21 protein-coding genes are annotated in these 25,042 nt (G+C 60.9%); 7 read left to right on the top strand and 14 right to left on the bottom strand.

Going from position 1 to position 25,042, the window contains the following annotated elements:
* Nucleotides 1-41: 41 nt before the first annotated feature.
* The 13 genes from fliR to fliF form a co-directional block, all read right to left on the bottom strand.
* Nucleotides 42-836: a flagellar biosynthetic protein FliR gene (gene fliR, locus HNO53_RS12715; RefSeq protein ID WP_209472605.1), complete on the bottom strand. Its 795-nt coding sequence runs from the start codon at nt 834-836 to the stop codon at nt 42-44.
* 7 nt (nt 837-843) lie between these two features.
* A complete protein-coding gene (gene fliQ, locus HNO53_RS12710) occupies nt 844-1,113 on the bottom strand; it encodes a flagellar biosynthesis protein FliQ (RefSeq protein ID WP_209472603.1) in 270 nt (89 codons plus the stop codon).
* A 9-nt stretch (nt 1,114-1,122) separates the two neighbouring features.
* Complete coding sequence (gene fliP / locus HNO53_RS12705; RefSeq protein ID WP_209472601.1) at nt 1,123-1,884, bottom strand: flagellar type III secretion system pore protein FliP; 762 nt, start codon at nt 1,882-1,884, stop codon at nt 1,123-1,125.
* Nucleotides 1,881-2,306, bottom strand: coding sequence for a flagellar biosynthetic protein FliO (gene fliO, locus HNO53_RS12700; RefSeq protein ID WP_209472599.1), 426 nt, complete (start codon nt 2,304-2,306; stop codon nt 1,881-1,883). Before fliO ends, fliP begins: the two co-directional genes overlap by 4 nt.
* Nucleotides 2,303-2,875: a flagellar motor switch protein FliN gene (gene fliN, locus HNO53_RS12695; RefSeq protein WP_209472597.1), complete on the bottom strand. Its 573-nt coding sequence runs from the start codon at nt 2,873-2,875 to the stop codon at nt 2,303-2,305. Before fliN ends, fliO begins: the two co-directional genes overlap by 4 nt.
* Nucleotides 2,868-3,914, bottom strand: coding sequence for a flagellar motor switch protein FliM (gene fliM / locus HNO53_RS12690; protein WP_209472595.1), 1,047 nt, complete (start codon nt 3,912-3,914; stop codon nt 2,868-2,870). Before fliM ends, fliN begins: the two co-directional genes overlap by 8 nt.
* A gap of 17 nt (nt 3,915-3,931) precedes the next feature.
* Entirely contained in the window at nt 3,932-4,408 is a 477-nt protein-coding gene (gene fliL / locus HNO53_RS12685) for a flagellar basal body-associated protein FliL (protein WP_209472593.1), read from the bottom strand.
* Between the two features lie 111 nt (nt 4,409-4,519).
* Nucleotides 4,520-5,791: a flagellar hook-length control protein FliK gene (locus tag HNO53_RS12680; protein ID WP_209472591.1), complete on the bottom strand. Its 1,272-nt coding sequence runs from the start codon at nt 5,789-5,791 to the stop codon at nt 4,520-4,522.
* Between the two features lie 19 nt (nt 5,792-5,810).
* Nucleotides 5,811-6,266 (bottom strand): flagellar export protein FliJ, encoded by a 456-nt coding sequence (fliJ, locus tag HNO53_RS12675; protein ID WP_209472589.1) that lies wholly within the window; start codon nt 6,264-6,266, stop codon nt 5,811-5,813.
* Nucleotides 6,263-7,660 carry a flagellar protein export ATPase FliI gene (gene fliI, locus HNO53_RS12670; protein ID WP_240549159.1) on the bottom strand — a complete coding sequence of 466 codons (1,398 nt, stop codon included), beginning with the start codon at nt 7,658-7,660 and terminating at the stop codon, nt 6,263-6,265. Before fliI ends, fliJ begins: the two co-directional genes overlap by 4 nt.
* A 9-nt stretch (nt 7,661-7,669) precedes the next feature.
* Complete coding sequence (locus HNO53_RS12665) at nt 7,670-8,413, bottom strand: flagellar assembly protein FliH (protein ID WP_209472587.1); 744 nt, start codon at nt 8,411-8,413, stop codon at nt 7,670-7,672.
* Nucleotides 8,406-9,410: a flagellar motor switch protein FliG gene (gene fliG / locus HNO53_RS12660; RefSeq protein WP_209472585.1), complete on the bottom strand. Its 1,005-nt coding sequence runs from the start codon at nt 9,408-9,410 to the stop codon at nt 8,406-8,408. Before fliG ends, HNO53_RS12665 begins: the two co-directional genes overlap by 8 nt.
* Nucleotides 9,407-11,146 carry a flagellar basal-body MS-ring/collar protein FliF gene (gene fliF / locus HNO53_RS12655; RefSeq protein WP_209472583.1) on the bottom strand — a complete coding sequence of 580 codons (1,740 nt, stop codon included), beginning with the start codon at nt 11,144-11,146 and terminating at the stop codon, nt 9,407-9,409. The genes fliG and fliF overlap by 4 nt, the downstream gene beginning before the upstream one ends.
* 312 nt (nt 11,147-11,458) lie before the next feature.
* On the opposite strand from fliF, the gene fliE reads away from it, so the two are divergent.
* Complete coding sequence (gene fliE, locus HNO53_RS12650; RefSeq protein ID WP_209472581.1) at nt 11,459-11,788, top strand: flagellar hook-basal body complex protein FliE; 330 nt, start codon at nt 11,459-11,461, stop codon at nt 11,786-11,788.
* A 3-nt stretch (nt 11,789-11,791) separates the two neighbouring features.
* On the opposite strand, the gene HNO53_RS12645 is transcribed toward fliE, so the two are convergent.
* Complete coding sequence (locus HNO53_RS12645) at nt 11,792-12,157, bottom strand: flagellar protein FlaG (RefSeq protein WP_209472579.1); 366 nt, start codon at nt 12,155-12,157, stop codon at nt 11,792-11,794.
* Between the two features lie 341 nt (nt 12,158-12,498).
* On the opposite strand from HNO53_RS12645, the gene HNO53_RS12640 reads away from it, so the two are divergent.
* From HNO53_RS12640 to HNO53_RS12615, 6 genes are all read left to right on the top strand, one after another.
* On the top strand, nt 12,499-15,018 hold the full coding sequence (locus HNO53_RS12640; RefSeq protein WP_209472577.1) for an EAL domain-containing protein: 2,520 nt from the start codon (nt 12,499-12,501) through the stop codon (nt 15,016-15,018).
* Between the two features lie 171 nt (nt 15,019-15,189).
* Nucleotides 15,190-16,203, top strand: a complete 1,014-nt coding sequence (locus HNO53_RS12635; RefSeq protein WP_242597418.1) for an OmpA family protein — start codon at nt 15,190-15,192, stop codon at nt 16,201-16,203.
* A gap of 121 nt (nt 16,204-16,324) precedes the next feature.
* Entirely contained in the window at nt 16,325-18,148 is a 1,824-nt protein-coding gene (locus HNO53_RS12630; RefSeq protein ID WP_209472573.1) for a methyl-accepting chemotaxis protein, read from the top strand.
* Between the two features lie 135 nt (nt 18,149-18,283).
* Nucleotides 18,284-19,654, top strand: a complete 1,371-nt coding sequence (gene fliD, locus HNO53_RS12625; protein ID WP_209472571.1) for a flagellar filament capping protein FliD — start codon at nt 18,284-18,286, stop codon at nt 19,652-19,654.
* A gap of 318 nt (nt 19,655-19,972) precedes the next feature.
* On the top strand, nt 19,973-21,181 hold the full coding sequence (locus HNO53_RS12620) for a FliC/FljB family flagellin (RefSeq protein WP_209472569.1): 1,209 nt from the start codon (nt 19,973-19,975) through the stop codon (nt 21,179-21,181).
* Between the two features lie 154 nt (nt 21,182-21,335).
* Nucleotides 21,336-24,767 (top strand): O-linked N-acetylglucosamine transferase, SPINDLY family protein, encoded by a 3,432-nt coding sequence (locus HNO53_RS12615; protein ID WP_209472567.1) that lies wholly within the window; start codon nt 21,336-21,338, stop codon nt 24,765-24,767.
* The last annotated feature ends 275 nt before the right edge of the window (nt 24,768-25,042 follow it).

The following is a 25,042-nucleotide window of genomic DNA, read 5'->3' as shown; positions in this document are numbered from 1 at the left end:
GCCGGAGCGGTTTTTTTGCGCTCACGCTTCGTTGGCGTTAGTCAGTTACCGAGCGGTGCCAAGCCCTCGATGAGTTGGTATTGGAACTGTACACCGTGGCTGAAGAGGTGCTGGAGAAAACCGGAAAGATCCGTCATTAGAACCATCAGCAGAACGAGACCGATGGTAAGGGTCATGGGGAAGCCGATGTTGAATACCGTGAGCTGAGGGGCAGAACGGTTGAGGATACCCATGGCCAGATTGAGGATCAGTAGTGACCCTACCAATGGTAGCGCCAGTGACATGCCCGCCACGAAGATGGTACCTCCGTAGCGTACCAGCATCTCGAAGGCAGCGGGGTTGAAGGCACCGATACCGACAGGCAGAGCGTGGAAGCTCGTGGCCAATGCTTCCAGTATCATCAAGTGGCCACCTAGAGCGAGAAAGAGCAGCAGGGCGATCATGTAGAGCACCCGGGAGAGAATCATGGTATTGGTGCCGCTGCCGGCGTCGAAGAAGGTGGCGAAGGCCAGGCCCATCTGCAGACCGATGAACTCACCGGCAGCTTGCACCACGGCAAAGGTCACGTGCATCACTACACCGATCGCGATGCCGATCAGCATCTGTTCCACCATCAGCCCAAGACCTTCCCAGGAGACGATCGGCACGTCTGGCATGGGCGGCAGCACCGGTGCAATCACCACGGTGATCAGAAAGGCCAGCCCGACCTTGGCTTGCCTGGGTACGCTGGAGTGCCCCCACAGCGGGGCGGCGGAAAAGAAAGCCAGGATCCGAACGAAGGGCCACAGCAGGATGACGAGCCAGCCGTGTAGCTGGTCGAAAGTCACCTCGACCATGCGTGCCTCACATCAGCATGCTGGGAATGCTGGTGAAGAGATTGCGCGTGAAGTCGACGATCAGGCCGATCAGCCATGGGCCGGCAAGCACCAGCACGCTGAACACCCCCAATATCTTGGGGATGAAGGAGAGCGTCATTTCGTTGATCTGGGTCGCGGCCTGAAACAGGCTGACGATCAGGCCGGTCAGCAGCGCGGTGATCAGCAGCGGTCCGGCCAGGTAGAGCGTGACTCGCATCCCCTGGTAGGCAATGCTCATGACCATTTCCGGTGTCATGGCGACTCCTTAGATGAAGAAACTTTCCGACAGTGAGCCGATGATCAACTGCCAGCCATCCACCAGCACGAACAGCATCAGCTTGAACGGCAGCGAGATCGTTGCCGGCGGCACCATCATCATGCCCAGCGACATGAGAACACTGGCCACCACCAGGTCGATGATCAGGAACGGGATGAAAATGGTGAAGCCGATCTGGAACGCCGTCTTCAGCTCGCTGGTGACGAAGGATGGCACCAAAATGCGTAGCGGAACGTCCTCCGGTCCCTGCATGGGACCGACTTCGGCCAGGCGTGCAAAGAGAGCCAGGTCGGGCTCGCGGGTCTGGGCCAGCATGAACTCGCGAAAGGGCTGTTGTGCCAGTTGCAGGAATTCATCGAAGTTGATCTCGTCCGCACTCAGCGGCACCCACGCGGTTTCGTAAACCAGGCTGAACACCGGCGACATGACGAAAAAGGTGAGAAACAGCGCCAGGCCGAGCAGCACCTGATTGGGCGGCGTGGCCTGGGTGCCGATGGCGGTGCGCAGCAGGCTGAGCACGATGATGATCCGGGTGAAGCTGGTCATCATAAGCAGCGCCGCCGGCAGGAACGCGAGTGAGGTGAGCAGCAGCAAGGTTTGCAGCGAGAGTGACCATTGCTGACCGCCGTTCTCCAGGGGCTGGCTGACGATACCGGGAATTTGCTGGGCATGAGCGGCCAATGGCAATAGCGCGACGGCCAGCAAGACAGCCAGGACAAGCAGGCGCAGCGAGCGAGAAAGAGCGGTCATGCATCTCCCCGCCCGCGGCCGCCCAGGCCGGCGTTGTGCTTGAGGGCGCGTGCGAAGCGAGCGGCGAATCGCTCACCCTCGGGTGTCGAAGATGTGGCGCCGCTGGCGGGGCGGGCCGGGGCTGCAAGTTCGTGCAGCTTGTTGACCTGACCGCCAGCGACGCCGAGCACCAGCCAGGTACCTTCGATCTCGACGATCACCACCCGCTCACGGCTGCCCAGGGCGGCGCTGCCGATCACCTGGAGGTGACCACCGGCCGCGCGCTTTTGAGGGTTCCAGCGACGCAGGAGCGCTGTGCAGACCAGGATGATGGCGATGACCAGGGCCAGCGCTGCGGCGGTCTTGCCGAGGGTGGCCATGCCGACCAGGGCATCGCCACCGCCGGTGAGAGACGCGGTCGCGGAAGAGGTGGTGTTGCTCATCGGTTGAGTTTCTGTACCCGCTCGGAGGGGGTGATGATCTCGGTGATGCGGATGCCGTACTTGTCGTCGACCACGACGACTTCACCCTGGGCGATCAGGTAGCCATTGATGAGGATGTCCATCGGCTCGCCGGCCAGGCCGTCGAGCTCGACGACTGAGCCCTGGGTCAGTTCCAGCAGTTGTTTGATGGTCAGCTTGGTGCGGCCCAGTTCCACGGTCAGTTTGACCGGAATATCCATGATCATTTCGAGATCACGGGCTGCACCGCCTTCCTTGCCCTTGTCGAGCGGGCGGAACACACGGTCACCGGCGGACTGAGGGGCAGAAGGGGGCGCACTGGATGCTGCCGGCGCTTCGTCGGCCTCGGCTTCGGCCGCTTCCTGCTCGGCTAGTGCTTCCGCCCAAGGGTCGTCCTCGGCACCGGCGGCGGCTTCGGCCGCCTCCTGCTCGGCCATGGCTTCCGCCCACGGATCGTCATCGGCCGCGGGCTCGTTTCCTTCCTGCTCGGACATCGCGGAGGCCCAGTCGTCGTCGGAAACGTTCTGATCGGGTTTCTTGGGATCAGTCATGCTTGAAGTCCTTGGCTTGAGGCGCTGCGCCCTTGATGAAGGCGTCCTTCGACACCGGGTTCTGTGCACCATGATCGATGATGCGGATGACACGCAGCGCGCGTTGCTCGTGCTGGCTACCGTAGTCGCACTCCATCACCGGTACGCCATCGACGCTGGCGGTGACCGTCTCGGGTAGCTCGAGAGGGAGAACGTCACCCACCTTGAGTGCCATGACATGGGCGATGCGGGTGGGCACGTCGGCAAAGTTGGCGATCAACTCCACTTCGGAGCGACGCAGCTCGCCCGCCATGCGCTTCGTCCAGGAACCGTCCTGGTCGTGGTGACCATCGCTGAGCGGATTGGCCAGCAGGTCACGCAGGGGCTCGATCATCAGGTAGGGGATGCAGATCTGAAAGCTGCTGGAGAGGTTGCCGACCTCGATGTTGAAGTTCGTGTTCACCACGATCTCGTTGGGCGAGTTGGTGATGTTGGCGAACTTCGACTGCATCTCCGAGCGCAGGTAGCTGATCTGCAGGGGATAGACCGACTTCCACGATTCCTCGTAGGCGTCGATTGCCAACTGCAGCAGACGCTGGATGATGCGCTGCTCGGTGTTGGTGAACTCCCGTCCTTCCGACTTGGTCAGAAAGCGTCCATCTCCGCCGAACAAGTTGTCCACCACCATGAAGACCAGGTTGGGTGGGAACACGATCAACGCAGACCCGCGCAGCGGTTTCATGCCGATGATGTTGATGTTGGTCGGCACCGGAACGTTGCGAGAGAACTCGCTGTAGCTCAGGTAACGTACCGAGTCGACGGTGATGTCGGCACTGCGGCGCAACAGGTTGAACAGCCCCATGCGAAAGTGCCGCGCGAAGCGTTCGTTGATGATGTCCAGCGCCTGCAGGCGCTCGCGAATCACGCGGTGCTGGGTCGCCGGGTCATAAGGACGTACGCGAGAGTCGCCGTCGCTTCGCGCATCGGGCTCGTCGTCGCCGCTGACGCCCTTGAGCAGGGCGTCGATTTCATCCTGTGACAGCAGATCGTCTTGGGACATGGTGGCCAGGGCACCCGTTATTGCACGATGAACTCGGTGAACAGCACATCCTGGATCTCCAGGGCGGGCTGGGGCTCGGTCAGCGGCTCGGAGAGCACGGCCACGACCTCTTCGCTCAGGCGACGCTTGCCGCTCTGCGTGGTCAGCTCGCTTGCCTGCTTGCCGGAGAACAACATCAGCAACCGGCTGCGCACTTGCGGCATATGCTCGTCCAGGATTTCGCGTGTCTCATCGTTGCCGACTTTCAGTGAGATGCCGGTATACAACAGACGCGAACCGAAATTGTCGTCAGCCAGATTGACCGTAAAGGGGTCGATCTTGACGAAGATGGGGGCCTGACGCTCGATCTGCTGAGTCTGCAGGTTGGCCTCATCTTCGCCGTTGCGGTCGTTCATGACCATGTAGATGGCTGCTCCGGCAGCTGCCGTGGAGAGCAGTACCAGCAGTATCATCAACCACAGGAGCTTGGAGGAGCCACCCGTCGATTTCGCCATTGCCTTGCCTTTATCGATGTTGGTCTAGCCGTTGAGGAGAGTATGCCGAAGGTGCGCGACCCCTGATGACAGGAACAGGCCGCGCGAAAGGGCCTATCTTGGCTTTTTGTCTCAAGCGTAGAGGTTCACGCGGCCATCCAGCGAAAGCGTAGTGGAGGAGGGCGTTACGCCAAGTTCCTCGGCACCCGACAGTGCCAAGTCGCCTTCGTTGGGAGCCTGTGCTGCCGGGCCACGCTTATCGTCCTGGCCCGCAAAGGCCTGGGCATTCTGTTGGCGTTGCTCACCCACGGATGCCTCGCCGAGACTGATGCCCTGTTCAGCCAGTGCCTCCCGTAACTGAGGGATGGCCTGTTCGAGCACTTGTCGTACCTGGGCATGCGCGGAAAGGAACTGAGCCTGGGCACCTTGCTCAGTCATTTTCAGCGTCACGGATAGCGGACCGAGATCGGCTGGGTTCAAGCGCATCTCGATCTGCTGCTCACCGCCTTGACGCGCGAACTGCACCAGCTGTTGCCCCAACTGTGAGGGCCAGGCCGGGTTCTGGAGAGGCGCGGCAAGGCTGGCCTGAGTGAATGGGGTGGCGAGTGTAGCGGTCTGGGCCGATGCACTGGCTGGCGCCGCCGGGCTGGCGGAAGCCGGAGACAACGGAGCGGACTCCGGCACGAAGCCACCAGGCCGTGCCTCGGGGACTACGGCACGCGGCTCGTTGCCCGGCTGTGGCGCCGTCGCCTTGGCCGTGACATTGGCGAAGTCGACCGGTCGAGCCGGCGCTGCAGCGTCACCATCGGTATCCTGCGAGGCGACCGCCGCCGGCGCAGCCGTCACGGAGTGACCAGAGGTGGCTGGGGTGTGCGCGGCCGGCTTGACGGCTTGTGCGGTGGCTTCGCCCAGCGGCTTCTGCTCGGGAATAGTCGTGCCAGGGCGCTGGGTTTCGGCGACGACAGCTGCAACCAGAGCGGCAGCCTGGGGCTGCTCGTCGAACTCGACGCCCGCCTCAGCGGTGGGAAGCAACACTTCCTGATCGGGCAGCGGTTGCAGAGTGCCCATGGTCGGCGGTGTCTGCTGGTAACTGTCATCGATCAGGGCTAGCCGAGTCATGATTTCACTCAGCTCGGCGTTGGGAAGGACAGCTTCGGCTTTGCCTTCTGGTTGCTGATTCACATGGGCACTCAGGGCCTGTAGCAGTGCCTCCCGTGCCGCCATGGTCTGGGGCAGTCCTTGTCCCGGCAAGGCCTTTAGCGAGATGGGCAGAGCGGCGCCATTCGACTGGGGGCCCTGAGTCGCTTGGCTCAGGGCCAGCGCGAACTGTCCTGGCTCGGCGTTAGCCTCCGGCTGGCCGGAGAGTGGCGTCGGCAGGGTGGACAGAATCATCTGGATGTTCATGGTTATCTCCTTTGCCGGATCACGATGCGTATCCGGCACGCTGACGCAGTAGCCGTCCGGTCGCCATTTCGTCGCTGATACGTTGTTCGCGGCGATCCTCTTGGCGCTGCCGCTCGGCGTCGCGGCGAGACACCAGGGTGTCATAGGCCGAGAGTCGCTTCTGTTCCTGCTGCCACTGTTGCTGAGTCTGCTCGACGCGCTGCTGCTGTGCATCGAGCGCCTTTCTAGCCCGCTGTAGCGCGGCATCCAGCGACGCCAGAAACTGCTGGTAATTGTGCATGCTGGCTGGATCGATACCTTCACGCATGGCCTGTTGCAAACGCTCGGAGTACTCGAGCCGATAGCGATTGAGCGATTCCAGCTGAGCAGCCACTTGGCGCTCGCTCTGTCGCTCACCAGCCAGCAGGCGGCCGGCTTGATCGCGAGCATCGCGAGCCAGTTCACTCAGCATGGCGAGCTGTGACGGTGCACTCATTGCCTGACTCCTAGGGTCTCAGCAAGAACCTGTCGAGAGGCCTCGATCGAGGCATTTTCCTGCATCCCCTGCTGGAGAAAATGCTCCAACTGCGGGTATCGCTGTACGGCTTCGTCCAGCTGTGGGTCGTGGCCGGGGCTGTAGGCGCCCACGCTGATCAGGTCGCGGTTGCGCTGATAGCGCGAGAAGAGGCGCTTGAACGCCTGGGTCATGGACAACTGCTGGTCGTCGATGATGTGTGTCATCACGCGGCTGATCGAAGCCTCGATGTCGATGGCCGGGTAGTGGCCGGCCTCGGCCAGGGTCCGCGACAGCACGATGTGGCCATCGAGAATGGCTCGCGCGGAGTCGGCGATTGGATCCTGTTGATCATCGCCTTCGGTGAGTACGGTGTAGAAGGCAGTGATCGAGCCGCGACCGCGTTCGGCGTTGCCGGCACGCTCCACCAGGCTGGGAATCTTGGCGAAGACCGAGGGCGGATAGCCCTTGGTCGCCGGGGGTTCGCCGATAGCCAGGGCAATCTCGCGCTGGGCCATGGCGTAGCGGGTCAGGGAATCCATGATCAGCAGGACGTTCTTGCCCTGGTCGCGAAAGCCTTCCGCCAGGCGCGTCGCATAGGCGGCGCCCTGCAGACGCTGCAGCGGTGAGGTGTCGGCCGGCGCCGCCACCACTACGGCTCGGCGACGCCCCTCGGAGCCCAGAATGTTGTCGATGAAGTCCTGCACCTCGCGGCCGCGTTCACCGATCAGGCCCACGACAATGACGTCGGCACCGGTATAGCGAGCCATCATGCCGAGCAGTACCGACTTGCCCACGCCGGAGCCGGCAAACAACCCCATGCGCTGCCCGCGGCCTACGCTTAGCAGGGCATTGATGGCGCGAATGCCGACATCGATCTGTTCGTCGATCGGTGCTCGCTTGAGCGGATTGAGCGGTGGGGTGGAAAGCGGGGAACGGGGCGCGCCGTCCAGGGGGCCGAGACCGTCCAGTGGGTCGCCATTGCCATCCACTACGCGACCCAACAGCGACTCGCCGAGGGGGAAGCGGCGGGCAGCATGATCCGGGCCATCGCCCAGCGGGAAGACCCGAGCGCCAGGCATCAGGCCAGCTATCTCTGTGAGCGGCATCAATAGCAGGCGCTCGCCGTTGAAGCCGACCACCTCGGCCTCGGCGAAACGGGGTGGCTCGCTACCGCCGGGCGAGAGCAGTTCGATACGGCAGGCATTACCCAGGGCCACGCGCAGGCCGACGGCCTCGATCACCATCCCGGTCGCGCGCAGTACACGGCCGCTGGTGCGATAGCCCGGCACCGACTCCACGCGCGCACGGACATGCCGCAGCGTCTGCTGCCAGCGTGTCTGATGCGTGTTGGTCGATACCGCTGCTTCGCTCATGTTCTGCCTCTACTCATCGTTGCCGTCGGGGGGTGTCGGCGAACGTCGCCGCCGCACTTGCGATTTGACGGCCTCCCAGCGACTTTCCCACGTGGCATCCAGTTCACCGTTGGCGCTCGTCACGCGACACCCGCCACGCGTCAACTGCGCGTCGGGCTGCAGCTTCCAGCCTGCCGCCGTCAGTTCACTACCCAGATGTTCCTCGACCAGCTTGTGATCTTGGGGGTTCAGCCACAGGCGCGGTTGCCCGACCAGCGGTGGTTCGGTGTGCAGTAACGCCTTGATCAGCTCGAGCACCTGCTTGGGACGCGCCTTGAGCGCCTCGCCGGCCAGCTGATGTCCCGTCGCCATGGCCAGCTCCACCAGGTCGTTGGCAATCTCTTCGTCGAGCTGCTCGAGTGCATCCGTGAACTGCTCGGCAATTGGCTTGAGCGGCGTGACGACCTCGTGTGTGCGCAGCTTGAGCTCGCGTTCGGCCTCTTGGCGCCCTTCCTGCAAGCCCTGGGCATGGCCTTCACGGCGTCCCGTCTCGAAGCCGGCCTGATAGCCCTCTTCGCGAGCTTCCTGAATCACTTTTTCGCGCAGCGCTTTCAGCTCCGCCTGGCGCTGGAATGCGGCACGCCGCCGGGCTTGCTCGGCGGGGTCCAGCTCCTGGCTCTGCCGCTCGGCCGGGCTCTCGTCGTGCAACTGGCCCATTTGCCAACGCTGCCAGGGCGCGTGGCGCTCGGAAGAGGCGCTCGACCGTTCAGACATAGGTGTCGTCCCCACCGCTCAGCACGATCTCGCCGGAGTCCGCCAGTCGACGTACCACCTGGAGAACGGCCTTCTGCTCGGCTTCCACCTGGGAGACACGAATCGGCCCGCGGGCTTCCATGTCTTCGCGCAAGAGGTCGGCGGCGCGCCGCGACATGTTGCGCAAGAATTTTTCCATGAGCCCCTCGGGGGCGCCCTTGAGCGCCACCACCAGCGAGTTGGTGTCGATCTCCTTGAGCACCAGTTGGATGCTGCGATCGTCCAGGTCCATGAGGTTCTCGAACAGGAACATCTCGTCGATGATCTTCTGGGCCAGATCCTCGCTGTGCGCGCGTACCGTCTCGATGGCGGTCTCCTCGAGAGAGGAGTTCATCAGGTTGAGGATCTCGGCGGCGGTTCTCACGCCGCCCATCTTGCTGCGCTTGAGGTTCTGGCCGTCGAGCATGCCGGAGAGCACTTCGGTGAGCTCCTGTAGGGCAGCTGGCTGCACGCCGCTGAAGGTGGCGATACGCAGTACCACGTCGTTGCGCAGCTTGTCGTCGAAAAGCTCCAGCACGTCGGCGGCCTGATGACGCTCCAGGTGGACCAGGATGGTAGCGATGATCTGCGGATGCTCGTCGCGGATCAGCTCCGCCACCATGGAGGCTTCCATGAGATTCAATGAATCGATGCCGCTGCTGGTGCCGGTGGACTCCAGGATGTCCTCGATCAGGCTGGTGGCGCGTTCGCTGCCCAGAGCCTTGGTCAACACCGAGCGGATGTGATCGCTGGAGTTGAGGTTCAGGGCGATGAACTCTTCGGTCTCACGATGGAACTCCAGCATGACCTGCTGCATGTCCTCATGAGAGACCTGATCCATCTCCGCCATCTCCATGCTGAGCTGCTGGATCTCCTTGGGCGCGAGGTACTTGAATACCTCCGCGGCACTGTCCTCGTCGAGGGCCAGCATCAGGATGGCGCTGCGGCGTACGCCGCTCATTGGCTTGGCACTGCTCATTCTTTGTTCATCCAGCTGCGTACGATCATGGCGATCATGCGTGGATCCTCCTGGGCGAGCTCACGCAGCTCGGCCAGATGGTCTTCGTAGGCCGAGGAGCGGCGCTTGCGCTTCGGCTTCTGATACGGGCGCAGTTCGTCGTCTTCGTCGCCGGCCGTCTGCAGCTCGCCTTCGCTGGCCTCGGCATCGTCGCCTACGCGAACCTGCAGGCCGGTGCCCGGCGCGGCAGCCAGCACGGGCCGCTCGGTGTGGCGCTTGATCAGCGGGCGCAAGATCAGCAGGTAGCCGAGCAGGATGCCCAGTGCCACCAGCAGGTAGCGACCGATGGTGAGCGCCAGGGCATGAACCTGGGGTGACTGCCACCACTCGAGCTCTTCGCTTTCTTCCACCACGCGGTTGAACGGGCTGTTGACGACTTCGATCGCATCGCCCCGCGCCTGGGAGAAACCAATGGCCTGACGCACCAGGCGCTCGATCTGGGCGACCTCGGCATCGCTCAGCGCAACGCGCTGCCATTCGCCGTTCTCGTCGCGTTCCTCGCGGTAGTCCACCACCACCGCGGCGGTCAGACGCGTCACCTGCCCCTGGCGATGCTGGATATGCTGGATGTTGCGATCGACCTCGTAGTTGACGACGTCGTCCTGACTCAGGTTGTTCAGCGCCTGCAGGCTCTGCTGTGCCTCCTCGGTGAGTTCGCCATCCTCGTCGGTGGGAAGTTCTTCGATGGGTGAGGGGGCCGTGCCGGGGGGTGTGTTGCTGAGCGCGCCGGGAATGCCGCGTGCCACGCCGTCGCCGCCGTTGTAGGAGAGGCTGGTCTGGCGACTGCGTACCGCGGCCTCGTTGGGCGGCTGGTTGGGGCCGTAGCGCTCGCTGGTTTCCTCGCGGCGCGAAAAATCAATCTGGGCTGTCACCTGGGCGCTGATGCTGTCGCGGCCGAGGATGGGGGAGAGGATATTCTCGATGCGCTGCTGGAAGGAGCGCTCGACCTCGGCGATATAGTCGAGCTGGGTGGCGTCGAGCCCGCGGCCCTGGCTGTTCGGCATCGACAGCATGCGGCCGCCGTGGTCGACCACGGTGACGTTCTCGGCCGCGAGGTCCGGTACGCTGCTGGAGACCATGTGGACGATGGCGGCGACCTGGCCTTCCCCCATGACGCGGCCCGGCTCGAGGGTCACGATGATGGACGCCTTGGCGGGTTCGCGGTCGCGCACGAAGACGGAGGACTTGGCCATGGCCAAGTGAACGCGGGCGCGCTCCACCGGCCCCAGGGATTCGATCGAACGGGAGAGCTCGCCTTCGAGGCCGCGCTGGTAGTTCACCTGCTCGGCGAACTGACTGACACCGAAGGCTTGGCTGTCCATCAGTTCGAAACCGACATTGCCGCCGCGCGGCAGGCCCTGTTCGGCCAGCTGCAGGCGCAGGCTGTGCACGGTATCCCCCGGTACCAGCAGGGCGGTGCCGCCCTCGCTGAAGCGATAGGGAACGCCGCGGCTGTCCAGCTCACCGATGATGCGACCGCCATCGGCCTCGGTGAGGTTGCTGTAGAGGACACGATACTCGGGCTCGCGCGCCCACATCAGCAATGCCAGCACGATCGCGATCATGGCAGCGCCGCCGATCAGAACGGCGATCAGCGGGTTGCCGCGAAACTGCTGCTGGATGCGCTCCAGCACCGCGGTGGAAGATCCGCCGCTCGGGGAGTCCTGACGCTCTTGCGTCGTGGCGCCGTTGCTCATGCGCCCCCCTGTCGGAGAGCGCCATCGGCTGCTGGGAAAATGTTGCTGGAAGCTGGCATCGACTGCATCCGTTCACCGCGTTCTGGTTGCCCCATGGGGCGCAACTGTGATGAACGCTATTATGCGAGCCGCCATCCACTCCAAAGGCGGGAAAAGCCCCTTTTTTACCTGCCAATTGGCAGCTTGGTTACGTTTCGTAAGCTGATAGCCTTGCTCTACATTCGCCAGGAGCCCGTTTCGGCGGCATCGGGGCGAAAGCAGACAAGCCTGCCGTGGCGGTAACGCCATGGCTGAAATGAGGGGGCATGGAGCATGAGTTCACCGACCATTCAGTCGGCATTGGCGCAGATGCAGACCCTGGCGACCCAGGCCGCCGGCCAAGCAGGCAAGGGGCAGCAGGTTTCCACACAGGTCGGCCAGGGCGGCTTTGCCGGCGAGCTGCAGGCGTCGATACAGCGCATCAATCGCTTGCAGCAGGCCTCCGCCGCCAAGACCATGGCGTTTCAGGCAGGCGACCCCAATGTCGAGCTCAACGACGTCATGGTCGACATGCAGAAGGCTAGCGTCGCCTTTCAGATGGGGCTGCAGGTTCGCAACCGTCTGGTGACGGCCTACAAAGATGTCATGAACATGCAGGTGTAAACTTCAGGCTTCCAGGCTGATCAGCCGTCCCTGCAGCTCTTCCAGACGTTCGGCGATGGCCAGCACTTCCTCGGAAGGTATCTGGCGCAATACATCGCCCGTTTCGCGGTCGACGATACGAGTGATCACGCGTGACGTGTCGTTGAGCTCGAACTCCACGCCGTACTGGCGAAGCACTTCATTGATGCGTTGAATCGGTTCCACCAGATCCGCTGGGCTGGGCGACTGACCATGGCTTGCGGCCTGGGCCAGCACTGAGCCTGCCGTTGGTAGCGTGGCAAGCACGGTCTCCTTGCGCTGACGCGGCGTCAGATCGTGCAGTGCCGATGTGTTCAAGGCGTTGGTGGCATCGGTCAGTGGCGAAGACATGTCATGTTTTCCTTGTGTATGCCCTAGCAGAAGCGATATTCCGCTTCCTTCCCAAGGCCGCCCGGCAGACAGCCTCTCCCGCAAACTCTATCGGCCGGTGCAGCGACGACTTTAGCGATCCGGCCATCTTTTTTCACCTCTACGCGTAGCGTTGGTCTTTTTTTCCCTGCGTTGATGCAAAGTCAGCCTAAGTAGATAAAATGCAGTTACGGTTTGGCTACATTCTCGAATGTTTCCTTTCCAGACAGGCAGGAATCCTGAAGCGTGCAGGGACGCGTGCAGGTTGCTCTTGGGTCGCCGTTGACGCGATTCAAGTAGCAGTATCCAGCCAGCGAGGCGCCATGAGCCAAGAGCTACCCGTCGAACGCATCATGCAAACCGGGCTCCTTACCTGCGAGCCCGAGACGCCGCTGTGGATGGCTGCCGAGCGCATGGCGGCGCGCCAGTTCAGCTCGATCATCGTGGTCAAGTCAGGGCAACCATTGGGGATCTGGACGGAACACGATGCACTGGCAGTCAATTTCGCTGACCCCGATGCCGTGCGCCTGCCGATTTCCCAGGTCATGAGCCAGCCGGTGGCGAGCCTGCCACGGTCCATGCCGGTCAGTGAAGCCGCGTTGCGGTTCAGTGCCGAGCGAAGGCGGCATTTCCTGGTAGTCGATGACGGTGGATCACCGGTAGGCATCGTGTCGCAGACCGACGTGGCCCTGAACCAGGGGCTCGAACCCTACCTGAGGCTGCGCGAAGTGCAGGCGGCCATGCGCCAGCGAGCGCTGGTATTGGAAGGCGAGCAGCGCCTCGCTCAGGCGGCGCGTTCGATGCGGCTCTCCGAGTGTGACGCCGTGGTGGTCAAGTGTGACGGCGGCGAGCTGGGCATACTGACCGAGCGCGACCTGGTGAGGTTCGTGGCGCGCCATCCGGGCAATACGCCGATCGATTCGCTTGCCAGTCGTCCCCTGCTGACGGTGCGCCAGAACGATACCCTGATTGCCGCGCGCGATCTGCTGATGGAGCATCGCGTGCGACATCTGGCAGTGCTGGACGAGGCCGGCGAAGTGGTGGGGCTGCTGGGCTTCCGCGACATGCTGGCGGGGGCCGAGCATCTCTACATGCAGGACCTGCGCCACGCGCTGGAGCAGCGCGACCGTGCGCTTGCCCAGTCGCGGGAGAACCGTCAACTGGCCGAGCGGGTGATCGACTCCTCGCTGGAAGGCATCATCATCACCGATGCCGCCAATCGCATCGAATTCGTCAACCGCGCCTTCATCCACATGACCGGCTATACCGCGGAAGAGGTGATCGGCAAGACGCCCGCCATTCTGTCGTCGGGACGTCACGACGGAGCCTTCTATCGTCAGATGTGGGACACCCTGCAGCGCAGCGGCTACTGGCGCGGGGAAATCTGGAATCGACGCAAGAGCGGCGAGCTTTACCTGGAACTACTGACGATCACGGCGATCACTGACGACAGCGGTGCGGCTACCCATTACGCTGCTCTGTTCAGTGACATCACGCACTTGCGAGACAACGAAGATCGCATCCGCAAGCTGGCCTACTACGACGCCCTGACCGGGCTGCCCAATCGTCGCCTGCTGGAAGACCGCCTGGAGCTGGCGATACGCCACGCCCATCGCAATCAGAGCCGACTCGCCGTGATCTTCGTCGACCTGGACCACTTCAAGGAGGTCAACGATGCGCTGGGGCATGCCTTTGGCGACGAGCTGTTGGTGATGATCGCCGAGCGGCTGCAGCTTCGCTTGCGAGAGGATGACACCCTGGCCCGCCTCGGCGGCGACGAGTTCCTCGTTTTGCTACCCGATCTGGAGGAGGTCGACGAAGTCGTCCGGGTGGCCCGGCGCCTGGTAGAGGCCGTGCGTGAGCCCTGCGTGCTTGAAGGGCAGGAGTTCCGCCTCGGCTGCAGCCTGGGTATCAGCCTCTACCCCGACGATGCCTCGACGGCGGAATCGCTGGTGCACAACGCCGATGTCGCCATGTACCGGGCCAAGCAGGAAGGACGCAACGGCTACCGCCTCTACCGCAACGAGATGAACCTCCAGGACGATCGCCAGCGTGCGCTGGAGACCGCCCTGCGCGAAGCGCTCGCCAACGGCGAGGGCTTGCAGCTCCACTATCAACCCATGTTCGAGCGTGACGGTAGCCGGTTGCGCGGTGCCGAGGTGCTGCTGCGCTGGCACCACCCGCTGTTGGGCAGCGTACCGTCGATCAGCGTCGTGACGCTGGCCGAGCGGGCGGGGTTGCTGCCGCAGCTCGATGAGTACATCCTCGAGCAGATCTGCGCGCAACTGGCCGCCTGGGGTGCCTCTGGTGCCGGGCCGGTTCCTGTCAGTATCAATCTCTCGGCGCGCCAATTCTGGCAGCATGACCTGCCCGTGCGTGTGGCCACCAAGCTCAACGAACACAAACTGCCACCAGGCCTGCTGGGATTCGAGATCGCCGAGCGTACGCTGCTGGAAAAGCCGCACCAGGCGGCCGTCGTGCTCAAGCGGCTGCGACGCCTGGGAGGCGAGGTTGCCATCAATGATTTCGGCACGGGCTATGCCTCGTTCGGCTATCTTCAGGAGCTGCCGATCAGCATGGTCAAGATCGACCGCCGCTTCGTGCAGCGCCTGGATAGCGGGCAGCGGGGCAGTGCGGGCATAGTGGCCGCGGTGGCCGGATTGGCTCGCGAAATGGAATTGCGCCTTGCTGCCGTCGGGGTCGAGACCGAGGCACAGCGCGATGTCCTGGCCCGGCATGGGGTCGAACTTATCCAGGGCTACCTCACCGGCCAGCCGGTACCGGCCGACCTCTTCGCCAGTCGCTATCTCTCTCGAAGCGACGTGACGCCTCAGGACGCCTAAAACGGGTCTGGCCAGGCAAGGAACCGGCTTAAGGGACCGCTTTTCGTCGCTTCACCCATGGCGGCGAACCATTAGGCTAGGTATCTTTCTCCGACCGTCACTCCCACTCTCGGATCGACAGCCGTCTCGATGAGTCCTTTGCATTCCACTAGTGGAGATCATCGTGGTCCCATGCGCCACGAGTCGCTGATGCCGACCCACCACGATCACGACCAGGACAGCACCTGGATGATCGGCTATCTGGACATCATGACTCTGTTGGTGGCGCTGTTGGTGCTCATCTTCACGCTGACGAGCGCCGGGCAGCCGGATGACGAAGCGACGTCGCTCGCTGCGCACGTGCCCTTTGCCATCCCACTACCCGGCGACTTGGCTCAGGCGCTACCCAGCGATATGGCCCAAGCACTGCCCGTACCGGCCGAACCGCGCCCGGCTCTCGGCCGGTTGAGCCAGTCGGCGATCTCGGCGGCGCTGGGAGTGGCGGGGCTGCCGCGTCGCACCGAGCCGGGCGGGCGTGTTGCCTTTATCGCTCCGCCGACACCGCTGGCCCTGCTGGAACAGCGTGAGCCTGCACCGTTTATGCTGATTCAGGCGCCAGTGCCGTTGAAGAACGAACTCCAGCCGATCCTGTCGGCCAACGGCGACCTGCCGAAACCCGAGGGCGACTTCGTGTTGGTGCTGACCGACCGCCCGCCGAGCAGCGCGCGCCAGATCGACCCGCAAGCGATTGCGGCTTCCCAGACACTCCAACAGGCGCTGGCTCAAGACTTGGACGACGCGCCTTTCCTGGCTGATCTGGAGGGTGTCGAAATATCCAGAGTAGCGGAAGGCATCAAGCTGCGCGTGGAGGATCGGCTGCTATTTCCCACCGCAACGGCGGAGCTGACCGCTGACGGTGAGGCGCTCATCCAGCGTCTGATGGAGGTTATCCAGCGCCACGATGGCGAGGTTGCCGTGGAGGGCCACACCGACAGCCGCTCGATCCAGACCGACGAGTTTCCCTCCAACTGGGTACTTTCCAGTGCCAGGGCTATTGCCATCGTGCACGCCCTGGAGCGGGCCGGCGTCGACTCGCAGCGCCTGCGGGCGGTGGGCCTAGCCGACACCCGGCCCCTGGCGAGCAACGACACCGGAGAGGGGCGGGCCCAGAACCGTCGAGTCGAGGTGATCATTCATGCTCGGTGAGTGAGGTAGGAGCAAAAGCTGAGTGTAAGCCTAAAGTATTGTCTCTCGTAGCCGATGTATTCTCAGCCCCGGCCCAGGGAGGGGACCGGCCAATGCATCCTGAGTTAACCGTGAGACCTGCATGCTTTCCTCCCTGAGAATCCGACTCCTGGCGGCTACGGCCGCTGTGATCGCCGTGGCACTGATCGTCAATGCCGCCATCAGCTACTTCACCTTCCAGCATCACAATGACCGTCAAGTGGCGCAGAACCTGGCCGCCGAGGCTAGAGGCAACGCGCTGGCCATCGGTGAGTGGCTGCAAGCCCGTGCCGGCATGCTGGAGGCACTGGAACCCGCAGTGCAGAGTGACGACCCGCTGCCGAGGCTACGCCAGGCGGCAGCTGCCGGCGGCTTCATCTCGGCTTACCTGGCCGATGCCAGCGACGGCAGTGGCGTCTTCTCCGATGGCTGGGAGCCGCCGGCCGACTATGATCCCCGCGAGCGCCCCTGGTTTCTGAAGGCGGTGGAGGAGGAGTCCACCGTGGTCACCGAGCCCTATGTTGACGCCAGTACCGGCGGACTGATCGTCACCATTGCGACACCGTTCTATCGCGATGGTCGTCTGGTGGCCGTTGCCGGTGGCGACATCGCCATTGACAAGGTGGTCTCCATCGTCGACGCCATCGCCCCTACGCCGGCCAGCTTCGCCTTCCTGGTTACTGCCGATGGCACCCTGGTGGCCCATCCCGATGCCGAGCTGACCCTGGAGCCGGCTGCCCGCCTCAGCGATGTCTTCGTCGGTGATTTTTTTGTCTCGAGCATTGGCACCGAGCGCCCGGTTCGGCTGGCCCTGCAGGGCGGAAACAAGCGGCTGCGAGGTATGCCAATCGAGGGTACCGATTGGCAGCTGGTCATCGCACTGGACGAGCGCGAAGCCACCGCCGGCCTTCGGGCTGTGCTGGGTAGCTCGGCGATTACCCTAGTGTTGGTAGTGGTCGGTACCTTCCTGGTACTGGGAACCCTGCTCAAGATCATGTTCCGCCGGCTACAGGTGATTCGCGATGCCATGACCGATATTGCTAGTGGCGAAGGTGATCTCACCCGGCGCCTGCCGGAGAGTGGGCGCGATGAGGTGGCCCAGATAGCTGCTGCTTTCAACCGCTTCGTCTCGCGCATCGAGGACGTCATGTTGACCATCCGCGATGCCAGCGAGTCGGTAACCGTGGCGGCGGGTGAAATCGCCACTGGTGGTCAGGACCTCTCCCGTCGCACCGAGAACGCCGCATCGAGCCTGCAGCAGAGTTCGGCCTCCATCGAGCAGATCACCAGCACCGTCGAGCACACCGCGGATTCGGCCCGTCATGCCAGCGAACTGTCGCAGTCCGCCTCCGAGGTTGCGACTCGCGGTGGCGAAGTGGTGGGGCAGGTCGTGACCACCATGGCCGAGATAACGGCTTCCTCCGAGCGCATCGGCAACATCGTCAAGGTGATGGACGGCATCGCATTCCAGACCAACCTGCTGGCGCTCAACGCCTCGGTGGAAGCCGCCCGGGCCGGCGAGCAGGGCCGGGGCTTTGCCGTGGTGGCGGGTGAGGTGCGCCAGTTGGCCACGCGCAGCGCCGAAGCCTCACGCGAGATCCGTGGCTTGATCGAAGCGTCGGGGCAGAAAGTGGCCTCGGGCACCGAGCTGGTCCAGCGGGCCGGCACCACCATGGAGGAGCTGGTTGCGGGTGTTGGCCGCGTGGCCAAGGTGCTGGGCGAAATCAGCGTGGCGGCAGGTGAGCAAAGCGACGGCATTGGCCAGGTCAACGTGGCGGTGGCCGAACTCGACCGCATGACCCAGCAAAATGCCGCCCTGGTAGAGGAGTCCACCGTCGCCGCCGAGCAGCTCAAGGACCAGGCCGACAGGCTGGCCGAGGCCGTGGGGGGCTTCAAGCTCAGCGAGCGTCGGCTTACCCACGCCTGAAGGCTCGAAACGAGGCGGGTTGCAAGGACGCGACCCGCTGATAGCAAAAAAAAAGCAGAGGAAGCGCTAAAGTTCTCGGCATAGCGGTCGATAGCGGTACTAACTCCTTATCTCTGCCACCAGGGAAGTGAAAAAATGGCGACGATCTCCTCACTCGGTATTGGCTCAGGGCTGGATCTGAACGGTTTGCTCGACCAGTTGCGCAGTGCCGAGCGGCAGAAGCTGCAGCCCATTGCTCAGCAGAAGGCTCAGCAGGAGGCCAAGATTTCCGCTTACGGCCGGCTGAAGGCAGGTGTCGACAAGCTGCAGAGTGCGGCGCAGTCACTTAACGACACGGCGCTTTACCAGAAACTCACTGCTTCCGTGCAGGGTGATGGCATGTCAGCATCGGCCAGCGACAAGGCGAGCCCTGGCCGCTATGACGTGACGGTGACCAGCATTGCTACCGCCGGTACGCTGGCGACGACCCGCGTGGACAGCCTCGAGACCGGGCTCACGGATGCCGGCGCGACCCTGGATCTCGCCTTCGGCGATGGCAGTACCCATCAGGTGGCCTTGGATGCAGGCAGCACGCTGGAAGACATTCGCGATGCCATCAACGCCGACGAGGCCGCCGGGGTCGACGCGTCCATCATCAACGACGGCGCCGGGTATCGGCTGGTACTCTCCTCGCGGGAGACCGGGGTCGATGCAGGCATTACCGGGATGACCTTCGCGGGACTATCGACCGGTGTCACGCTGGGTGAGGATGCCGCAACGGCCCGGGCGGGTAAGGATGCGAGCCTTACGATCAATGGTATCGACATCACTAGTGCCACCAATACCGTGGAGGAGGCCATCCAGGGTGTGACCTTGACGCTCACGCCCGAGGCCGAGGGCAATACCCTTAGCTTGACCGTTGCCCGCGACAAAGGGTCGGTGAAGGAGGCCGTCAACAAGTGGGTGGCCGCCTACAATGAGCTGCAGTCAACCATTGGCCGCATGATCAAGCCGGGTGTCGATGGGGCTTCGTCGGGAGAGCTGATCGGTGATCGTACCGTTCGCACCCTGGAATCGCGTATGGTGCGTGACCTGACCAGCAGCGTGCCGGGCGGCGACTATACGCTGCTATCGGATCTGGGCATCTCCCTGAACAAGGAGGGTAGGCTGGAGGTCGACGAGGAGACCTTGGATGCCGCCATTGCGGACTCACCTGCGTCGGTGGCGTCCTTCTTCGCCGGGGAAAGCGACGAGACCGGCATGGCCGGCCAGTTCAGTGCCACTCTGGAGCAGATCCTCGACGACGAGGGCATGATCGGTAATGCCATCGAGGGTGCCGAAAGTCGGGTGGAGAGCTTGAATGAGCGCTTTACGCGTATGGAGGCGAGCGTGGAGCGCACCATCGAACGCTATCGCAAGCAGTTCTCCCAGCTGGACGGCATGATTGCACAGATGAATCAGACCAGCTCCTATCTGATCCAGCAGTTCGATATGATGAATGCCCAGCTCGGGCGAAGTAAGCGTTAACCGGTATTAGAAAAACGCCGCCAGGCTCTGCCTGGCGGCGTTTTTTATGGATGGTTCTGCCCACCCCCTAGCTTTCGCAAGTCTCGTCTTTTGTGGAGCTCGTCAGGCTGATATTGATTCGCTGGCGCCTGCCCGCAAGAAGGGTGTCAACGCCAAACGAAAATTTTTCCATCCAAACCCTAAAGTCCTGGCGCCAGGTGCCGTTAATTAGGGTAACGGCCAACGGCGCCGTTGAGGTAGGCCCGAGATGCTGGGCCAGCAAAACCAAGGTTCAGTGGGCCCACCAATGGAGCCCTCAACGCAAGAAGGAATGACACCATGTCAGTGATCAATACCAACATTACTGCAATGATCGGTCAGCAGAATCTGGCCAAGTCGCAGAACTCTCTGTCTACCGCCATGGAGCGTCTCTCCTCAGGCCTGCGTATCAACAGCGCCAAGGACGACGCCGCCGGTCAGGCCATCGCCAACCGCATGAGCGCCCAGATCACCGGTCTGGCCCAGGCCCAGCGTAACGCCAACGATGGTATCTCCGTCGCGCAGACCGCCGAAGGTGCCCTGAACCAGGTCAACGACAACCTGCAGCGTATTCGCGAGCTGGCCGTTCAGTCCCAGAACGACACCAACTCCGCCGACGACCGCGCCTCCATCCAGGCTGAAATCGATCAGCGCCTGACCGAGATCGACCGCATCTCCGAGCAGACTGACTTCAACGGCGTCAAGGTGCTGGGTAAGGACCAGAGCCTCTCTATCCAAGTTGGCGCCAACGATGGGGAATCCATCAGCATCAGCCTGGAAAAGATCACTTCCAGCACCCTGAGCCTGGATAGCTTCAACGTCAACGGTGCCCAGGGCACGCTGACTTCTCTGGCTTCCGCTGGTGGCGCAACGGCTACTGCTGCCTTTGAATCTGCTTACGGCACGGCTACCAGCATCACTACCACCACTGTTAACGATTTTACTGCTGCAATGGCTACTGAGCTTGGCATTGCAGCAACTTCTATCACTAACCAAGCTACCGCAAAAGTAGATGAAGCGGGTAACTGGTACGTGGATGTAACAATTACTGCCGCTAGCGCTTCAGAAACTACAGCATTGAATTTGCAGGGGCTCGAAGTTGAAACTGGGACCCCGAAGACGTTCCAGATTGCGCTGGAGCCGGCCGATGCGAATATCACCACTACCGCCAACACCGCTGGCTTTACCTTGGATGGCAGCACGCTGAGCGCCAAGGATCTGCTGAGCGGTGCCACGGCTGACCCGATGAGCCAACTGGATGCGGCGTTGAAGAAGGTCGATACTCTGCGCTCTGATCTGGGTGCGATCCAGAACCGCTTCGAGTCGGCCATTACCAACCTGCAGACCAACGAGACCAATCTCTCGGCGGCACGCTCACGCATCGAGGATGCCGACTACGCTTCTGAGGTCAGCAACATGACCCGTGCGCAGATCCTGCAGCAGGCTGGAACTTCCGTCCTGGCGCAAGCCAACCAGGTGCCGCAGAACGTGCTGTCCCTGCTGGGCTAATCATCCGGTTGGACTGCGATCTACAGTGGTTCATCGAGCAGACCCCTCTAGGGGTCTGCTTTTTTATGCTGTTTAGCATGCGCTTTTCCACGCTTTGAGAGGCTACCATTCTTGCTATGCTGCTGCGATAGCCCAGCTGTCGATTAGGTGTTTCATGAGCCAGAGCATGAGAAAAAGCCGGAAGTCTTCTACGGTACAGACGCTAGAAAAGAACAAAGATTATAGTGTAACAAGGGTCAAGCAGAGATTTGAAAGATCTCCTGATAACCCTTCGTATCGCAAAGCATGGGCTATTAGCTTAATGAGTGAAGGTCAGTTGGAAGAGGCGGCTCGACACTTCCATTACCTGATCGAAAACGGGTGTGCTGATCATGAGGTGTATGGGAGACTGTCCGAATTACAGCACCGTCTGGGCCAAGCGGAGGCTGCAGAAGCATCGCTACTGAAGGCTTTGGAGAAAAAGCCGGATTATGCCGAAGCCTTGCATGGAATGGCATATTTGCTGCATAAAAAGAATAAAAATAAAGAATCATTAAATTACATAGTGTCAGCCTGTAAGCTTCAGCCAAAGAATGTGGTTTATATATCATTTAAAGCCATAGTGTTGGTAGCAATGCATCGCTACTCTGAGGCGTTGGATTGTTATAGGCAAGGCCTTGCCATTTCTCCTGATGATCCTGCTTTGCTGAATAACTATGGTAATGCCTTGAACGATCTTGGGCTTCTTGATGAGAGTATTGTTGCTTATAAAAAGGCAATGTCGATGCCCAATGCCACGCCATTGGCATTCTCTAATTTGATTACGACTATGCATTACCATCCAGCCTATACTGGAAGAGAGATAGAGAAAGTATGCCGGCAATGGAATGATAAATATGCAAAGGCTTTGGTCGTGCAACGTCAAGAGGCAAGCGATAAGCGTCCGGATAAAGCCATACGGGTTGGAATGGTATCGGATGGCTTTCGAAACCATCCAGTAGGGCAGATGACCATTTCTGCCTTAGAGCACTGCTATGGCAAGGGGTTGGAGTTTTATTTCTACACTACTACTAATCATGTGGATTATTTGACAAATAGGTTCAAGAGGATAGCAAAATCTTGGTTCCAAGTAGATCACCTCGATGATAAAGGGGTGGCTGATAAAATTAAAGATGATAGCATCGACATCCTTGTCGACTTGGCTGGGCATAATGCTGGAAACAAGGTCATGGCCATGGCAATGGAACCTGCCCCAATCATTGTCAAGTGGGTGGGTGGCCTGATCAATACTACAGGCGTTGAAGCTATAGACTATTTGATCTCTGATAATATTGAGACTCCTGTGGGGGTGGACAATAAATATACTGAAAAGCTTGTAAGGTTGCCAGATGATTATATTTGTTATACACCTCCTCCATATCTCCCGGAGGTGTCTTCTCTTCCTGCGGCTAGAAATGGGTATATAACATTCGGATGTTTTAATAATGCAAAAAAAATAAATAAGGAGATTTTGGGTTGCTGGGCAGGAATTCTCCAGGTTTTGCCTAACTCGAGACTCTTTTTGAAAAGTCTACAGTTTGATAGCCAGGAGCTTCGTGAGAGCGTCAAAGAGATTCTGCACTCTTATGGTATAACTGAAGATCGATTGTGCATTGAAGGCCCCTCTAGCCATCTGGATCTGCTGGCAGCTTACCAAAGGGTGGATATCGCTTTAGATCCGTGGCCCTACTCCGGTGGATTGACGACGTGTGAGGCTTTCTTGATGGGCGTGCCGGTAATTACCATGCCAGGGCCTACCTTTGCCGGCCGTCACAGCGCTACCCACTTGATCAATGCAGGAATGCCGGAGTTGGTAGTCAATAGCTGGGATGAGTATCAAGAGCGTGCCGTAGAGTTGGCCTCAGATCTGGATAGTCTTGCGACGATTCGCCAGCACCTGCGACAGGTGTTGCTCGAGTCACCAGTATGTGATGCGCAGCGTTTTGCTACACACTTCACCGATGCTATCCGTGCCATCTGGCAGCGCTATTGTGAAGGCAAGCCACCCGCGGCACTGACCTTCGATAAGGAGGGTGAGGCCTGGTTCGAGGGGGAATCTGAGCCAGTGGTCTTTCAGTATGCCCCAGAGAAGGAAGAGAGCGGCTACAACTGGAAATTGCCTGGCAGGATTATCGCTCTCGACAACAGCGCCAAATTGGTCAGGCAAGATGGCTTCGATGCTCTGCGCCGTTTGAATGCCTTCGGTATCGTTTCCTTCGATCCGGCCAGCCGCGTGGAGAATCCGGGGCGCTTCGAGGGCAGTGATGATGTTCAGGTATTTCCGCATGCCGTGCTGGGTGATGGCCAACCCGCGACCCTGTATGCTTGCCTCGAACCAGCGTTTAGTGCCACCTTGAAACCGCTATCTGTCGATCAGCAGTTTGGTGCCAATGCCCAAAGGGCTAGGGTATTGACTCAATTGCCCATCAATACTGTTTCTCTGGACAGCATCGAAGGGCTGGAAAGCCTAGATTGGCTGATCTTGGATGACCTTAGTGATGCCATAACCATTCTTGAACATGGCAAGAAAGCTCTAGTCGATACCTTGCTGATACAGGTGCGTGTCGTTTTCCAGCCGACACATGAACACCAGCCTGAGCTTGCTGATGTGCAACGATGGCTGAGTCAGCATGGCTTTCAGTTTTACCGTTTGAATGATCTGAATCACGCGCGACTTTTAGACGGTGATTTGCAAGGTAATAGCTTACCTGGTACGGCTTTAGTATCGGCGGATGCTCTGTTCTTGCCCGATAGCCACCGACTTTCTTGTCTCGGTCAAGCCGCCAAGACCAAACTTGCGTTTCTGCTTCATACTGTATTTGGCGCCAAGGATGCGGCTTTTTCTCTCCTTCAGGGCGTGGATGAAGAACTCGCTTCGCGCTATTTGTCTGCAGAAACCTTGCCCATTGAAAAACAAGTGAGCCAAGGTGACAAAAAAAATACGGATGAGGCTCAACCAGTTACCTTGGAAAATGAGGGCGAAGTAGAGCCACGTCTTCCCGAGGCTCCTCATATGTCGGATGCCGAGAGGCGTCTCTTCGAGGCTGCTCTGAAAGAATCCAAGCGGTATTTTGAGTTTGGCTCGGGGGGGTCAACCGTCTGGGCAGTCAATGCCGGATTGACTGCATACGGTGTGGAAAGTGATGCCAACTGGGTTTCAGCCCTCAAGGAGTCTCTGGGTGAACGCTGCCAAGTCGAGGTCGTTGACATCGGTCCGACAAGAGAGTGGGGCTACCCCACCTCGCTCGACGCAGCAGGCAAGTTTCAAAATTACAGCCGCGCGATCTTGGCGCATGACAGTCCTTTCGATCTGATTCTCGTTGACGGTCGTTTCCGGGTTGCCTGCGTAATCACGGCAATACAGCACTTGCTGAGCCACGGCGTTGATCCGGACGAGGCGAGGATATTCATCCACGATTTCTGGGACCGCCCTGTTTATCACATTGTTCTCGATTTCCTTGAGCCTATTGAGAGGGTTGATACGGCAGGCTTGTTCAAGCTCAAGAAGAAAATAAAAGAAAAGGATCTCCGTAAGGTATGGACAGAATATGCAAGGCAGCCCGCCTGATAGCCTTGACCGGATGAGCCGAGAAGGGCGCATGTTTACGGGAATCCGTCACCATCCAACCTTGTCGGCGGGGCGGCAGAGGGAGTGTGAGGGGCCGCAGGGTGCGGCCCGTTTGCTGGACCAACTGGCGGGGAGCCAGTGTGAGCCCTCCCGGGACGTAATAACAAGGCTTGGGACCGCATCGATTCAAAAGTGTGCCGAAACGCCTTTTTCTTAAGTGATTCCTAAAGCTCAGCGCGCTTAGGCCGATAAGGGGAGAAACGACCTAGGCGCGG

Source organism: Billgrantia antri (assembly GCF_017868935.1).
Lineage (GTDB): Bacteria > Pseudomonadota > Gammaproteobacteria > Pseudomonadales > Halomonadaceae > Halomonas > Halomonas antri.
This window is presented reverse-complemented; position numbering and strand designations above follow the sequence as displayed.

Bases quoted from the DNA above. Each gene is read 5' to 3' on its own strand.
- fliR (WP_209472605.1), bottom strand. From the start codon at position 836: ATGGTCGAGGTGACTTTCGACCAGCTACACGGCTGGCTCGTCATCCTG.
- fliQ (WP_209472603.1), bottom strand. From the start codon at position 1,113: ATGACACCGGAAATGGTCATGAGCATTGCCTACCAGGGGATGCGAGTC.
- fliP (WP_209472601.1), bottom strand. From the start codon at position 1,884: ATGACCGCTCTTTCTCGCTCGCTGCGCCTGCTTGTCCTGGCTGTCTTG.
- fliO (WP_209472599.1), bottom strand. From the start codon at position 2,306: ATGAGCAACACCACCTCTTCCGCGACCGCGTCTCTCACCGGCGGTGGC.
- fliN (WP_209472597.1), bottom strand. From the start codon at position 2,875: ATGACTGATCCCAAGAAACCCGATCAGAACGTTTCCGACGACGACTGG.
- fliM (WP_209472595.1), bottom strand. From the start codon at position 3,914: ATGTCCCAAGACGATCTGCTGTCACAGGATGAAATCGACGCCCTGCTC.
- fliL (WP_209472593.1), bottom strand. From the start codon at position 4,408: ATGGCGAAATCGACGGGTGGCTCCTCCAAGCTCCTGTGGTTGATGATA.
- HNO53_RS12680 (WP_209472591.1), bottom strand. From the start codon at position 5,791: ATGAACATCCAGATGATTCTGTCCACCCTGCCGACGCCACTCTCCGGC.
- fliJ (WP_209472589.1), bottom strand. From the start codon at position 6,266: ATGAGTGCACCGTCACAGCTCGCCATGCTGAGTGAACTGGCTCGCGAT.
- fliI (WP_240549159.1), bottom strand. From the start codon at position 7,660: ATGAGCGAAGCAGCGGTATCGACCAACACGCATCAGACACGCTGGCAG.
- HNO53_RS12665 (WP_209472587.1), bottom strand. From the start codon at position 8,413: ATGTCTGAACGGTCGAGCGCCTCTTCCGAGCGCCACGCGCCCTGGCAG.
- fliG (WP_209472585.1), bottom strand. From the start codon at position 9,410: ATGAGCAGTGCCAAGCCAATGAGCGGCGTACGCCGCAGCGCCATCCTG.
- fliF (WP_209472583.1), bottom strand. From the start codon at position 11,146: ATGAGCAACGGCGCCACGACGCAAGAGCGTCAGGACTCCCCGAGCGGC.
- fliE (WP_209472581.1), top strand. From the start codon at position 11,459: ATGAGTTCACCGACCATTCAGTCGGCATTGGCGCAGATGCAGACCCTG.
- HNO53_RS12645 (WP_209472579.1), bottom strand. From the start codon at position 12,157: ATGTCTTCGCCACTGACCGATGCCACCAACGCCTTGAACACATCGGCA.
- HNO53_RS12640 (WP_209472577.1), top strand. From the start codon at position 12,499: ATGAGCCAAGAGCTACCCGTCGAACGCATCATGCAAACCGGGCTCCTT.
- HNO53_RS12635 (WP_242597418.1), top strand. From the start codon at position 15,190: ATGCGCCACGAGTCGCTGATGCCGACCCACCACGATCACGACCAGGAC.
- HNO53_RS12630 (WP_209472573.1), top strand. From the start codon at position 16,325: ATGCTTTCCTCCCTGAGAATCCGACTCCTGGCGGCTACGGCCGCTGTG.
- fliD (WP_209472571.1), top strand. From the start codon at position 18,284: ATGGCGACGATCTCCTCACTCGGTATTGGCTCAGGGCTGGATCTGAAC.
- HNO53_RS12620 (WP_209472569.1), top strand. From the start codon at position 19,973: ATGTCAGTGATCAATACCAACATTACTGCAATGATCGGTCAGCAGAAT.
- HNO53_RS12615 (WP_209472567.1), top strand. From the start codon at position 21,336: ATGAGCCAGAGCATGAGAAAAAGCCGGAAGTCTTCTACGGTACAGACG.